11 protein-coding genes are annotated in these 13,326 nt (G+C 61.8%); 9 read left to right on the top strand and 2 right to left on the bottom strand.

What is annotated here, in order from left to right; genetic code table 11:
- Position 1: 1 nt before the first annotated feature.
- The 8 genes from ACWHVV_RS08855 (at position 2) to ACWHVV_RS08820 (ending at position 9,452) form a co-directional block, all read left to right on the top strand.
- The gene (locus ACWHVV_RS08855) at positions 2-1,114 is read left to right on the top strand and encodes an ABC transporter ATP-binding protein (RefSeq protein WP_447929001.1); all 1,113 of its coding nucleotides are present in this window, start codon (positions 2-4) and stop codon (positions 1,112-1,114) included.
- A gap of 11 nt (positions 1,115-1,125) precedes the next feature.
- Positions 1,126-2,229, top strand: coding sequence for an ABC transporter substrate-binding protein (locus ACWHVV_RS08850; protein ID WP_447528713.1), 1,104 nt, complete (start codon positions 1,126-1,128; stop codon positions 2,227-2,229).
- Between the two features lie 80 nt (positions 2,230-2,309).
- Positions 2,310-3,119 (top strand): inositol monophosphatase family protein, encoded by an 810-nt coding sequence (locus ACWHVV_RS08845; RefSeq protein WP_447929000.1) that lies wholly within the window; start codon positions 2,310-2,312, stop codon positions 3,117-3,119.
- Positions 3,116-3,739: a dual specificity protein phosphatase family protein gene (locus tag ACWHVV_RS08840; RefSeq protein ID WP_447928999.1), complete on the top strand. Its 624-nt coding sequence runs from the start codon at positions 3,116-3,118 to the stop codon at positions 3,737-3,739. Before ACWHVV_RS08845 ends, ACWHVV_RS08840 begins: the two co-directional genes overlap by 4 nt.
- Positions 3,714-4,715 (top strand): LacI family DNA-binding transcriptional regulator, encoded by a 1,002-nt coding sequence (locus ACWHVV_RS08835; RefSeq protein WP_447928998.1) that lies wholly within the window; start codon positions 3,714-3,716, stop codon positions 4,713-4,715. The genes ACWHVV_RS08840 and ACWHVV_RS08835 overlap by 26 nt, the downstream gene beginning before the upstream one ends.
- Before the next feature lie 143 nt (positions 4,716-4,858).
- Complete coding sequence (locus ACWHVV_RS08830) at positions 4,859-6,268, top strand: histidine-type phosphatase (protein ID WP_447928997.1); 1,410 nt, start codon at positions 4,859-4,861, stop codon at positions 6,266-6,268.
- A 113-nt stretch (positions 6,269-6,381) separates the two neighbouring features.
- Positions 6,382-7,422, top strand: coding sequence for a porin (locus ACWHVV_RS08825; RefSeq protein ID WP_447928996.1), 1,041 nt, complete (start codon positions 6,382-6,384; stop codon positions 7,420-7,422).
- 110 nt (positions 7,423-7,532) lie between these two features.
- On the top strand, positions 7,533-9,452 hold the full coding sequence (locus tag ACWHVV_RS08820) for a DNA topoisomerase III (protein ID WP_447928995.1): 1,920 nt from the start codon (positions 7,533-7,535) through the stop codon (positions 9,450-9,452).
- A gap of 111 nt (positions 9,453-9,563) precedes the next feature.
- On the opposite strand, the gene ACWHVV_RS08815 is transcribed toward ACWHVV_RS08820, so the two are convergent.
- Entirely contained in the window at positions 9,564-10,469 is a 906-nt protein-coding gene (locus tag ACWHVV_RS08815; RefSeq protein ID WP_447928994.1) for a LysR substrate-binding domain-containing protein, read from the bottom strand.
- Positions 10,470-10,589: 120 nt separating this feature from the next.
- Here ACWHVV_RS08815 and ACWHVV_RS08810 point away from each other — a divergent pair, with 120 nt between their 5' ends.
- Complete coding sequence (locus tag ACWHVV_RS08810; RefSeq protein ID WP_447928993.1) at positions 10,590-11,291, top strand: FMN-dependent NADH-azoreductase; 702 nt, start codon at positions 10,590-10,592, stop codon at positions 11,289-11,291.
- Between the two features lie 54 nt (positions 11,292-11,345).
- Here ACWHVV_RS08810 and ACWHVV_RS08805 read toward each other — a convergent pair whose 3' ends face one another.
- Positions 11,346-13,304: a M48 family metallopeptidase gene (locus tag ACWHVV_RS08805; protein ID WP_447928992.1), complete on the bottom strand. Its 1,959-nt coding sequence runs from the start codon at positions 13,302-13,304 to the stop codon at positions 11,346-11,348.
- Positions 13,305-13,326 lie beyond the last annotated feature (22 nt).

The following is a 13,326-nucleotide window of genomic DNA, read 5'->3' as shown; positions in this document are numbered from 1 at the left end:
CATGCCGACTATCACGCTAGACGCCATTGGCAAGCAGTACGGCGGCCAAACGATGGCCGTCGACACGATCGACCTGACGATCAAAGACGGTGACTTCATGTGCCTGCTCGGCCCTTCAGGCTGCGGCAAAACTACCCTGCTGCGCATGATCGCCGGGCTCGAGCACCTGAGCCAGGGCCAGCTCTTCATTGGCAGCCAACTGGTCGACTCGCCCAAGGCGGGGTGCTTCGTCGCACCGGAAAAACGCGAGCTGGGGCTGGTCTTTCAAAGCTACGCGCTTTGGCCGCATATGAGTGTCGAGCAGAACATCGCCTTTGGCTTGCGTCTTCGCAAGTTGCCCGAGCGCGAGCAGCGCGCCCGCACCCAAGATGTCATGGAAAAGCTCGGCATCGCCGCCTATGCCAAACGCTACCCGTCCCAGCTCTCCGGTGGCCAGCAGCAGCGCGTGGCGCTCGCTCGTATGATGGTATTGAAACCCAGGGTACTGCTGCTGGATGAGCCGCTTTCCAACCTTGACGCTTCGCTGCGCATCGAAATGCGCGCCGAGCTCAAACGCCTTCATCAGGCCTTCGACACCACCATCGTCTTCGTCACCCACGACCAGTGGGAGGCCATGACCCTGGCGGATACCATCGCCGTCATGAGTAAGGGCACGCTTCAGCAGGTCGGCAGCCCGGACGATATTTACGCCCGCCCCGCCAACCGCTTCGTGGCCGAGTTTATCGGCAACCCGCCGATCAACCAGGTCGCCGCCGCGTCCCGTTTGGGCCGCCGGCTCAATGGGGACCCACCCACGCACAGCCTGGGTATACGCCCGGAAGACATTCACCTGGCCGGTGCCGGACAAGCCGGTGCCTTGCCGGCCAGGGTGCAAAACGTGATGCCCACCGGCGGCAGTTGGATACTGGAGCTCGAAGTGGAAGGCCAAACGCTACACCTTTCGACCCAAATGCGCCCCGGCGTAAAGGCCGGCGAGGCCACCTACTGCCATATCCAGGCGCAGCATCTGCACCTTTTTGACCACCACGGCCGCCGCCTCGAACGCCCTCATCTTTTAAAAGCCAACGCGGCGCCCGACAGCGCCTCCACCACCTCTTACATGCACGCCGTTTAAAGGAATTCGCCATGCGCACGCTAACCAGAATCGCCCTTGCCGTCAGTCTCGTTTCGACGCCGCTTGCCTTTGCCGAACAGCCAGGTTCGCTCGATGAACTCATCGCCGCCGCGCGCGAGGAGCCGGCCATCACGGTCTACGATTCGACCGGCAAGATCGTCGAGCAGGCGGCCAACTTTTCTGCCAAATACGGCGTTCGAGCCGAAGGCGTCAAGTCGAAGGCGCCCCATACGCTGGAGCGGATCATTCGCGAGGCGCAGGCTGACAACATCCAAACCGACGTGGCCATTTTGGCCGATGCCCCGGCGGCCGTGGCCCAACTGCTCGAGACCGGGTTCGCCTTCAACTGGTTTCCCGAGGAGATGGCCGACACGGTCAGCGAGCGCTACCGCGACCCGCTGGCGATCGTCATGGCGCCCAACGTATGGACCTATAACACCGCGCTACACGAGAGCTGCCCTATCGACAACGTCTGGGCGTTGACCGACCCGGAGTGGGCGCGCCATGTCACCATGCAGGACCCGTTGGGCAAGCCCTCTTACGTGGACTGGTTCAACCAGATGGCGCAGCACAGCGACCAGGCGATGGCCGAGGCGTTCGAGGCGCACTACGGCCACCCGCTCGATGAAAGCGAAGAAAGTGCCACCGCGGCCTGGGTCAGCGCGCTGGCGGCCAACGCGCCGCTGCTCACCGATTCGGACTCCAACGCTGCCGAAGCGGTAGGCTCCCCGGACCAGCAAGACAGCTTTATCGGTTTGACCAGTACCGCCAAGTTTCGCGAAAACGCCAACGGCATGAAGCTTGGAATCTGCGAGGATCTGACCCCGTGGATCGGCTGGACCTACCCTTCGATCGGGCTGATCGCCAGCGGCACGCAAAGCCCCAACGCCGCCAAACTCTTCATTCACTACCTGCTGACCGCCGAAGGCATCGCCCCCCAGGCCGTGGATGGAAAAATTTCGACCCGCTCGGATATCGCTTTACCCGCGCAAGAGCCCTCGGGTATCGGCGCCTTCAAGGCACAGCTATTCGACTACTCGCCGAGTACCGCCATCGACGACTGGGATAATCGGCAGGAGTGGCAGGATCTTTGGATGCTCAACTACCGTCGTTGAAGCCAACTTTAAAACGCTATCTTAAAAATGGCGGCTCAATAACAAGACACAATGCTCAAACGTTAATGCCAAGGACTACTATGCCCATTTCGTCACACGCGCTGACGGCCCGCGCCGAATTTCTCAAAGAGGTCATTCAGCAAACGGGTCTTACGGCACACCGCCTGTTTGAAAACCGTACGCCCGGGCGCTATACGCTCAAGGGGCCCCAGGACTTTTTGACCGAAGCCGATACGTTGGTCGAAAGAGCGCTTCGTGACGCGCTTTGTGAGCGCTTTCCCCAGGACGGTTTTTTAGGCGAAGAAACGGGCGGTGAGTTCACGGGTAACGCGACCTGGGTCGTCGACCCGATCGACGGGACCGCCAACTACGCCCGGGGCATTGCGCATTATTGTGTGTGTATCGCCTTCGTGGATGAGGGCAAAACCCAGCTGGGCGCTATTTACAACCCCTGCACCCAGGAGCTTTATTTCAGCCAACGCGGCCAAGGTGCCTACAAAAACGGCGACCCGATTCGCGTCGCCGATACCGATACGTTCACCGCCGCCACGATCGAGATGGGCTGGTCGACACGAACTTCCCTGCACGACTATTTGAGCGTGCAAAAAGCGCTTTTGAGCCAGGGCGCCAATATACGCCGCGGGGCGTCCGGCGCCCTGGCGCTGGCCTGGGTGGCCGAAGGCCGTATCGACGGTTATCTCGAGCAGCACATGAACCCTTGGGACAGCCTGGCGGGGCTTCTCATGGTCAAGGAGGCCGGCGGGATAACCCAGCCGTACCTCTCTTTGGCCGGCACCCTCGACCGGGGTGGCCCGGTGCTTGCCGCGGCACCGGGTATCGCGGACTCCCTAACCCACTGCAGTCAACTCGAAGAGCCTGAAATCGCATGACCAAAATCCACTACCCGCGCCCGCCCCTGAGCCTGATCGAGTCCGAACTACCCGGGCGAAACGTCGCGCTCTATATCGGCGACAGCGACGCTGCCAGCCAGCCAGCGCTACTTCACGAGCGCGGGATTACGACCGTGATCAACTGCGCGGTCAACCTCGACATCAACCTGGTCGAACCCGGGCCAGCCCCGGCGCCTGGCGGTTTAACGCACGGCACCGGCGCGTTTCGCTACTATAAGATCGGCATGATCGACGGCCCCGGTAACCCCCACGAGCAGATACTGGCGGGCTATTTCATCGTTCGCGCCGCGCTCGACCAGGTCATGCCGGACAAGCCCTCGTACCCGCTGCGGGAAAAAGGCAACGTGCTGGTTCACTGCCGCGGAGGACGCAGCCGCTCGGTCACGCTGGTGGCGCTATTCCTGCACCTGGAGCTGCCCAGCCGCTACCCTACGCTCGAAAGCGCGGTGGCCCACGTGCGCCAAAAGCGCGAGCTGCATCCGGACGAGTGGTTCGAAACGCCCAAGCCGGAACTTCTGGAGGCGGCGCACATCGCCGCCGACCAGGTCACTTTGTTGCGTCAGGGAGCACCCGATGAGCAGCTCACGCAAGTTTGCTAGCGCGGAAGAAGTCGCACGCTTGGCGGGCGTTTCGCGCTCGGCGGTATCGCGCACGTTCACCGACGGCGCCAGCGTTTCCGACGAGACGCGCCAAAAGGTGCTCGCCGCCGCCGCCGAACTCAATTACCACGTCAATCACCTGGCGCGCGGGTTATCCCAGGAGAGTTCACGGCCGGTATGCCTGGTCGGCAACCATCTTGGCTCACCGTTTCTCTCGAGCCTTTTGGAGGCGGTGAGCCGCCATATTCAGGCGCTTGGCCGGGCGGTCATGCTGATCAATACCTCTGGAGAAGCCCAGGCCGTCGAGAGCGCCCTTCACCAGGCCCTGCAATACCGGGCGAGCGCCGTCGTGGTGCTCTCCGGCGCACCGGCAGAATCCCTCGTTCAGACCTGTATCCAAAGCGGGCTGCGCGTCGTGCTGGTGAACCGCGGCCAGGTCTTCGATGGCCCGGTGCATATTACCCTGGGCCATGAAGAGGCCATGCAGGAGGCTTTCGATTTGTTCTATCGCGCGGGCTGCCGCTCTTTTGGGCTCGTTACCTCGACCGCCGGCACCCCCAGCCTGCTCGCCCGGGAGCAGGCGTTCATTCGAGCCATCGACGAAGCGGGGCTTGCCGTCACCACGGTGCGCGCAGGCCCCACCCGCTACGCCACCGGCCAGGAAGCCGCCCGTCAGCTGCTCGGCCGCGCCAAACGCCCGGACGCGGTGCTATGCACCACCGACCTACTCGCCTGCGGCTTTCTGGATACCGCCCGGCACACCTTCAAGCTCGATGTTCCGCGCGATGTGTGCGTGATGGGCTTCGACAACATCGAGCAAGCCAGCTGGGAAAGCTATGGACTGACCACGTTTCATCACCCGGTCGAGGAGATCGCGGCCTCGGTGGCCCAGCAGTTGGCGGACGAGCGCGTGGCGGGCCAGACCATCCAGCTACCCGCAAGACCGGTGTGGCGTAACACCATCCGGCCAGGCTAACCACCACCGTTTAAAAACTCAATACCTTGATTTTATTCGCCATGACGCGGCGAAGGGGCCCCGCTGTGCCTTTAAAAACGGCCACGCATCATCCGTATGCCCAAAACGACATAACGTCATTGACTCGCCAAAGGAGATTTCCCATGCAGTTGACTCACTGGTCCGTGGGCGCCGCCGCGCTCTGCTGCGGCCTGGCCGCCACCCAGGCCCTGGCGCAAGCCCAGGCAAACGATGAAAACGCTAAAGCCACGACCTACTTCAGCACCAAGTCGCCCTACGATTACGTGGCCGCCGACCTCACCCCGGCCCCGGAAGGCTACCAGCCGGTGTTTATCCAGTACGTGGGCCGACACGGCTCGCGCCACCTTTCCAGCGCCAAGTACGATAAAACGCTTTTCGATCTGCTCACCCTGGCCGACGAGCGCGGCCAACTCACCGCCGCCGGAAGCGAACTGCGCCAGCAAATCGCCCGGCTCATGGCACTCGAAGAAGGCGTTTACGGCGAACTCTCGATCCTCGGCGGCGAGGAGCTTTACGGGATAGGCGAGCGCCTGGGCGATCGGTTCACGGCCCTGTTCGAACAGGGTCGCCCGATCCTTGCCCACGCCACCTACAAGGACCGGACCCCGCAAAGCCGCGACCACTTCCTGGCAGGGCTTCAAAGCGCGCTAGGCGATGCCACCCCGCCGATCATCGCCGAGCAGTACGCCAAAGGCCGCGACCCTTACCTAAGACCTTATGACCTGGCGACCCGGTATCGCGACTACAAAAGCGGCGGTGAATGGCAGCAGGTGCTCGAGACATACCTCGACGGGCGGTCAGAGACCCGCGACTTCGCCCGGGATATTCTCGAGCAATTCATCGACGACGAACTGTTCGAGGAGCTGGCGCAGGGCGAATTTGCCTTGGAGGACGCCAAAGGCCGCGTCAAGCTCGCCACCCCCACGGACGCCGCCAACAATCTCTACCAGCTCTACATCATCTCGCCCAACATCGCCCGCGAAGGGGCTTTCGACTTCGGGCAGTACTTCAGCGAAGAGCAGCTGGCCTGGTACGAAGACCTCGACCTGATGGACGCCTTCTACGCCAAGGGCCCCTCGCTCACCACGAGCGACCTGCCTCGAGAAATTGCCGCCCCCATGGTCAAGGAGCTGATCACCTCGACCGACCAAGCGCTCGAAGAGGATAACGCCAGCGGCATTTTCAACTTTACCCACGCGGAAATGATCATGCCGCTGGCCGCGTACCTTGAAATCGAGGGCGCCGATCAAAGCCAGGACGACCCGGCGCGGGTTATTACGACCTGGAATGGCAAAGCGATCACGGCCATGGCGGCCAATATTCAGTGGATCTTTTACGAAAATAGCGGCGAGCTTTTGGTCAAGATGCTGCACAACGAACGCGAAGTCGCGTTTCCCGTGGCGACGACGGCCTACCCGTATTACGAGTGGGAAAGCGTCAAGGCGTACTACGCCGACAAGGTCGAGGAAAGCGGAATCGCCCTGGGCAACACCCTACAAGACGATATCGAGGCGCTAAAAAACGATTTTTAACAAGTAAGCGCCCTTAACCCAAAGAATTAACACACTGATAACCACGCCCTCTTTTGATCCTTCGATCAATGGAGCGGCCACTTGCTGCCCAAATTTCATCAAGGGATACGAACATGAAGACTTCACTCACTGCCCTACTGCTTGCCATTGCGGCGTTTCAGAGCGCCCACGCGGCCATCGTTTACCAGGACGAGGACCTTCGGGTCGACCTGCGAGGCAAAGTGCAATACGAAGCCGGCGCTTTCAAGTACGACAAGGATAACCCGGCAAGGCGCCTGCATTTTGGCGGCGACGGTAAGGCGCGCCTGGGGCCCCAGTTCAAGTACCGCTTTTCCGATGAGCTGGACCTTTTGGGTAAGCTCGAATGGCAGCTTAGCGCCGAGGACGAAAACGACGCCAAGACCGACGGCATCGACGTTCGCTACGCCTGGCTTGGCTTTCGCTACCAGGATCAGCTCGAAATGGCCATCGGCCGGACGAAAAGCTCGACCAGCCAGCTCATCGACGTTACGGATATTTTCGAGCTGTACGGTTCTTCGGCCAACGACAACAAGATCAACGGCATCAAACCCTTTGCCAGTAAAAAGGATGACCAGCTGACGTTGGGCTACGATATCGGTAATTGGGACTTGCGCGGCAGCTACGTGTTCGAGGACGAACGCCGCCCTCGCGAAACCAGCGTGGGCGATCGCGACTACCAATACAGCTTTTCGGCGCGCTACACCACCGACAACGAAATCGACTTCGTCGGCGCCTATGAGCGCCAAAGCTTTCAAGGCACCACCGACACACTCGGCGATATGACCAGCTGGGGGCTGGGCGTAGGCTGGCGCTTCGACCCGTTCTACGTTGGTGCCCTCAACGGCTACAAGACCATGAACGCCGCCCACGATCAGACGTTCTCCAGCCACTTCTATGAGCTGGCCGCCGCTTATGAGCTAGGCAAATTTCTGATCATGGCGGGCTACAACAACGAAGAGGCCGAGGACGACCTGGCCTACCAGGGCCGACGTGTCGACGAGGTCGTGTTCGGCGTCTCCTACCAGCCAATCCCCCGGGCCAAGGTATACGCCGAATACAACGTTGACCGCGTGAACGTCGACGGCCAAACCCGGGACGATCTATTCGGTATCGGCATGGAGGTCAAGTTCTAGCGCCGCCGCCAGGCGGGGGTGGATAACGCCCCAAGCGTTTTTGGGCTTTCGAGTGTAAGGGTCGACTCTGCTACCATGGAGCGCTCTAATCACTCGAAGGCCCTTCGCGTATGCGCTTGATTATCGCCGAAAAACCCAGCCTCGCCCGGGCGATTGCCGATGCCCTGCCGGGTAGCGCCCGGCGCCAGGACGGCGCGCTGGTATGCGGCGATACCACCGTGACCTGGTGTCTGGGCCACCTTTTAGAGCAGGTCCCACCGGAGAGTTACGACCCGGCGGACAAACAGTGGCGCCTGGACCGGCTACCCATCGTACCCGGCCGTTGGAAACTAGCGCCGCGCAGCCAGGCGCGCGGTCAGTTGGCGGTGATTCGCAAGCTGATCAAACAGGCAAGCGAGGTGGTTCACGCCGGCGACCCGGACCGGGAAGGCCAACTGCTGGTGCAGGAGGTGATCGAGTACCTGAACTACCGAGGCCCGGTCTCGAGGCTTTTGGTGAGCGACCTTAACCGCCCGGCGGTGGCGCGCGCCCTCGACAAGCTGCGCCCCAATCAGGAGTTTCAGCCGCTTTATCAGGCCGCCCAGGCGCGCTCTCGGGCCGACTGGCTCTATGGCATCAACCTGACCCGCGCCTGGACGATCACCGGCCGCCAGGCCGGCCACGACGGCGTGCTCTCGGTGGGTCGCGTGCAGACCCCGGTACTGGGTTTGATCGTTCGCCGCGACAACGCCATTCGCGATTTCAAGCCCCACCCGTTTTATCCGCTCTGGGCCGAGCTCAAAGTGGCCCAGGGCCAACTACGCGCCTGGTGGGTACCCAACGAGCGCCAGCCCCTAGACGACCAGGGCCGACTGGTCGAGCGCGGCCCCGCCGACGCCCTGGCGAGCCAGCTCCCCGGCGCTCAGGGCACGCTTGCCAAACTCGACCAGCAGCAAAAGCGCCAGAACGCGCCGCTGCCCTACTCGCTCTCGGCGCTTCAAGTGGACGCCGCGCGGCGCTTCGGGCTCTCGGCCCAGGCCGTGCTGGACGTGTGCCAGCGTCTTTACGAGCGCCACACGCTGATTACCTACCCGCGCTCGGACTGCCGCTATCTACCCGAAGAGCACTTGCCGCTTGCCAAGCGTAGCCTGACCGGGGCCTGTCAAAATGACGAGACACTTGCGAAATGGCTAGAAGGCGCAGATTTCAGCCTGCGCTCGAAAGCCTGGAACGACAAGCAGGTCGGCGCCCACCACGCGCTCGCGCCTACCGGCAAACCGGCGGACTTCTCCGCGCTCTCGGAAACCGAGGGCCAGGTGTTCCGCCTGGTGGTGCGCAACGTAATGGCCCAGTTCTACCCGCCGCTCAAAACCTTTGAGGTAAAGGCGGAGTTTCAGATTCTGGGGGAAGCCTTTCGCGCCCGAGGCCAGAGCGTGCTCGACCCCGGCTGGAAGCCGCTGTTCACCACCAAAGAAGACGCCCCGCCGCTACCGCCGCTTACCCAGGGCGAAACCTGTCAGGTCGTGAACGCGGGGGTCGAGGAGAAAGAGACCCGCCCGCCGGAGCCGTTTTCGGACGCCAGCCTTATCAAGGCGATGATGAACATCGGCCGCTACGTGGAAGATGTGGAGGTGCGCCGCACGCTTCGCGACACCGACGGCCTGGGCACCGAGGCAACCCGGGCCGGTATCATCGAAACCCTGGTGCAGCGGGGGTATCTGGTGCGCAAACAGAAGGCGCTGCGCGCCACAAAACTGGGCACTGCGCTGATTGCCGCCTTACCCAGCGCAGTGAGTACGCCGGAGCGCACCGCGCTTTGGGAGCAGCGCCTAAGCGGTATTGCCGAGCGCCAGGACAACGCCGGCGCCTTTCAGCAAGCGCTGGTCGACGACCTGCGCGGGCTGCTTGGCCAAAGCGATGCGGGCAAGCTAAGACAAAGTTTGCAAAGCGCCCAGGGCGAAGCGGCCACCCCGGCCAAGCGCAGCGCCGGCAAACCCAAAAAGCGCTACACCAAGCGCAAAACCACCGCGACGCGTCAGAAGACTCAGTAAAACGAACGGGCCTCAATCGCCTGTCTTGATGACCCTTTTTTCAGTAAAGGCGAAAAATAAGACGTCGTATGTCCGGACCACCTAAACAAGATAACGGTATAAAACTGGGTCTTACTTCGGTATTCGAGCCGCCTCCTGTGACACCGCCATGACCCATTCGATAACGGCTAATAGGGCCGGATCAAGACGGCGGCTTTGCGGATAAACCAGGAAGTACGCTCGATCTTCAAGCTCCTCGCCAAAGGGCTGAACCAGGCGCCCCTCGGCCAACTCTTCCTCGATCAGCTGACGATTCATCAGAATGACACCTTGACCAGCCACGGCGGCTGAAATGGCGTGGCTTTCGTCGGAAAACGCCAGCCCGGCGCCAATATCCAGCCCTTTCATGCCGGTTTTCTTCTGATAACCGGGCCAGTCCATGGGCGATACGATAACGCCCTGGGGTCGAAAGTGAATCAGCGGGTACGCCGCTATGTCCGCTTGCAAACGCCGGGCAAGGGCCGGGCTGCAGGCCGGCAGCAAGGTAGTATCGAACAGCTTTTTGGCCATTAGCCCGGGCCAGCGCCCGTCGCCGTGGCGAATCGCGATATCCGCCGTTATGCCATCCAGGGCAACGGGCTCTTGAGAGGCATGCAGACGCAGGTCGATATCCGGACTGGACGCACGCAGTTGGTAGATCCAGGGAAGTAGCCAGCGCACGGCGACCACCGGGGTCGTGGTCAGGGTGATGGCCTGGCGCTCGGGTATGGATCTTAGCCGCTCGATCGTATGGCTGATGGCATCGAAGGACGACTCCAAAACCTGATACAACGCGCGGCCGCGGGGCGTCAACTCGAGCTGTCTTGGCTTGCGCACAAATAGCGCCATACCCAGCGCCTCTTCCAAAATGCGTATCTGGTGACTGATCGCCGTCGCCGTGACCGAAAGCTCCAGTGCCGCCTGCTTGGCGCTTTCGTGCCGGGCCGCAGCTTCGAAGGCCCGAAGCGCGGATAACGAGGGTAAACGACGTTTTTTCATGGATGAATTCATCTCACCTGTTGCTGAATAAAAAGGTCGTTTGTCCGGCTTATTAGTGCCGGCTTATGCTGGCTGTGTCGTTAATCATAGATGAACGCAATTCATAAAAGGAGTCCCTTCATGTCCCACGTTCTGCATATGGATATCAGCGCCCGGCCCGGCATCGCGGGTACCGACCCCCGCGGTTCTCATAGCCGCTATTTATCGCATCGGTTCGTCGAGCGCTGGCAGCGCGGCCAGCCGCAAGACGCTGTCACCTACCGCGATTTAGGGCAACACCCACCCTCTTTCATCGACCACGACTGGATAGCGTCCGCCTTTACGCCTGAAGCGCGCCGCAAGCCCTGGATGAACGCGGCGCTGGCGGAAAGCGATGAGCTGGTCGATGAATTGATCGCCGCCGACCTCCTGGTGATCGGTACGCCGCTTTATAACTTCGGCATGCCGGCTCCTCTCAAGGCGTGGGTCGACCAGGTCATCAGGGCCGGTCGAACGGTGGATATCGACACGACCCAACCGCTCGACCCTTATACCGGCACACTAAGCGAGCGCGAACGCCATGTGGTCATACTGGCGGCCAGAGGGGGAATGCACATGGCGCCAGGCGAAGAAATGGCGCACATGAACCACCTCGAAACCCACCTGGCCACGGCGCTCGAATTCATGGGAATTACCCGCATTCACACCATTGCCATCGAGGGCCAGGAAGCGGGAGGTGAGGTATTGGCGGCATCGATTGCCGAGGCGACGCGCAAGGTCGCGCGCCTGGTCGATACGCTGCAAGAAAGGTTGTGCAAAGGGGCGGCACCTGAACCGGTTTGACCAAACCCAACGCACGGCCGGGTATAACACCTGGCCGTTGGCCCATTAGCCTGATCAGGGCTCGATGAGTAGCGGCGGTACCGGGGCGCCCAACATGTCCGCCGTGGCGCGAAACAGCTCGGCTTCCGCCGGGCGAATCTCGCCACTGTGCTCGATACAGCGGGCCATGGCCTGCAAAAGCTTCGATTTATGCTGCGGCTTCAAGCGGCGCAGCCGGCTCACCGCCTGGCTTAGCGCACGCCGGTCATCGACGTTGGCGCTCAAAGCCAACTCAAAAGGTAGCTCCTGGGCGGCGGCGCTGAGGGCCGCATCGATGGCCGAGGTATCATCCTGCCCGGCGCTTGCCAGTACGCCAAGCAGGATTTGGCACTCGTTGTGTAAATCGGTGAGCTTGCGATTGGCCGGGCCGTCTGCGCTTTTGGTCAGCCCCAGATGATGAACCAGCCAGTGATAAAGCGTCCACTCGAACAGGCTAATCTGGCCATCGGCTTCGGCCAGGGCTTTGATACAGTCACTAAAGCGGTTTGCATGGCTCTCGGAAAGGCTCTTGAGTGCGGGCAGCGCAAGCTCCATCAGCGGCAAGCGAAGCTCGTCTCTTAGGGTCAGAATCTCACCGGCGTGGCTCATCACCGCGCGATAGACATCCGGCTGGGCGGACTGCTTTAAAAGCTCGAGCTGCGCCTGGCGCACCTGGTTTTGCTGGCTCAGCAACAACCCGTACATCAGCGCCCGTACCCCATAGGGGTCCTGGGCGGCCGCTTTGATCCGCGCTGGCAGCGCATCGAGGGTCGCACGCGCCTGGGAAAGATGGCGCGGCCCCGGCTGGCCCATGGCCGTAATGGCCGCCTGGGCCGAAGCGCCGGTCATGCCCGTACCAACGCTTTGTGCGGGACCGGTATCTGTAAAGCCCGCGGCCTGAGAGGAGGCCGCCCCGGAGGTAGCGCCGCCGGCGGTGGGTGCGCTCAACGACGCATCGAAGGCGCCGTTCCAGCCTGGCATTACGCGCCGGATGCGCTTTTCGACCGGCGGGTGGGTGGCCAGCAAGCGCGTAAAGCCAGCCTTCAAGCCCTGGCCAAAAAACATATGGCTATACTCGCTTGCCTGGGCGGTGTCGAGTCGCGAGCCGCGGCTGCTCGAGCCGATCTTGATCAGCGCGTAGCCTATGCCCTGTGGGTTGCGCGTGTACTGCACCGCGGATGCATCGGCCAGATACTCGCGCTGGCGGCTCACTGCCGCCTTGATCCAGTTGCCAAAAAAGGTGCCCGCGTAGCCGATCACCATGAGCGCCGCGCCCAAGGCCACTAAAACAATCGCCGCTTTGCCATTATTGTCGTTAGTACGCTGCATGGAGCGCCCGCGAAAGGCTGTGCTGCGCAGCAGGATATAGCCCAACAGGCCAATCAAAAGCACACCGTGAAGCACGCTGATCAGGCGCATGTTCAAACGCATGTCACCGTGCAGGATATGGCTGAACTCGTGGGCCACGACGCCCTGAAGCTCGTCGCGGCTCAAATGACCGATTGCCCCTTGGGTAATCCCGATCACCGCATCGCGGGTATCGAAGCCGGCGGCAAAGGCGTTGATACCCGCCTCTTGTAAAAGATACACCGGCGGTACCGGCGTACCCGAGGCAATTGCCATCTCTTCGACCACGTTGAGAATACGGCGCTCGTTGGCGTTCTCGGTGGCGGGGTCGATCTCCCTGCCGCCCAGCGATTCGGCGACGACCCGGCCACCACCGCGGCGCAGTTGAAAGCGCTTGAACAGCCCGCCAAAGCCCACCAGTGCAACCACGCCAAGCGCTACCATACCCACTAGCTCAGGTGAGAGTGCCGCCAGCAAGCCATTAGCCGTCAGCTTGGTCTGACCCGCCCCCTGATCGCCCATGAAATAAACAACGAGCGTAACCACCAGGGTGGTAACGACGATGAGGGCCATGACGGCCGCTATCAATAAAATGACCAGCCGCCCGGTTTTACGCCGGGCGTCGTCCTGCGCCGTGAAGAAATCCATGCATCATCATCCTTGTAAAACG

Source organism: Vreelandella sp. EE27, assembly GCF_968206495.1.
The sequence above is the reverse complement of the archived record's forward strand: the minus strand, read 5'-3'. Positions and strand labels throughout refer to the sequence as shown.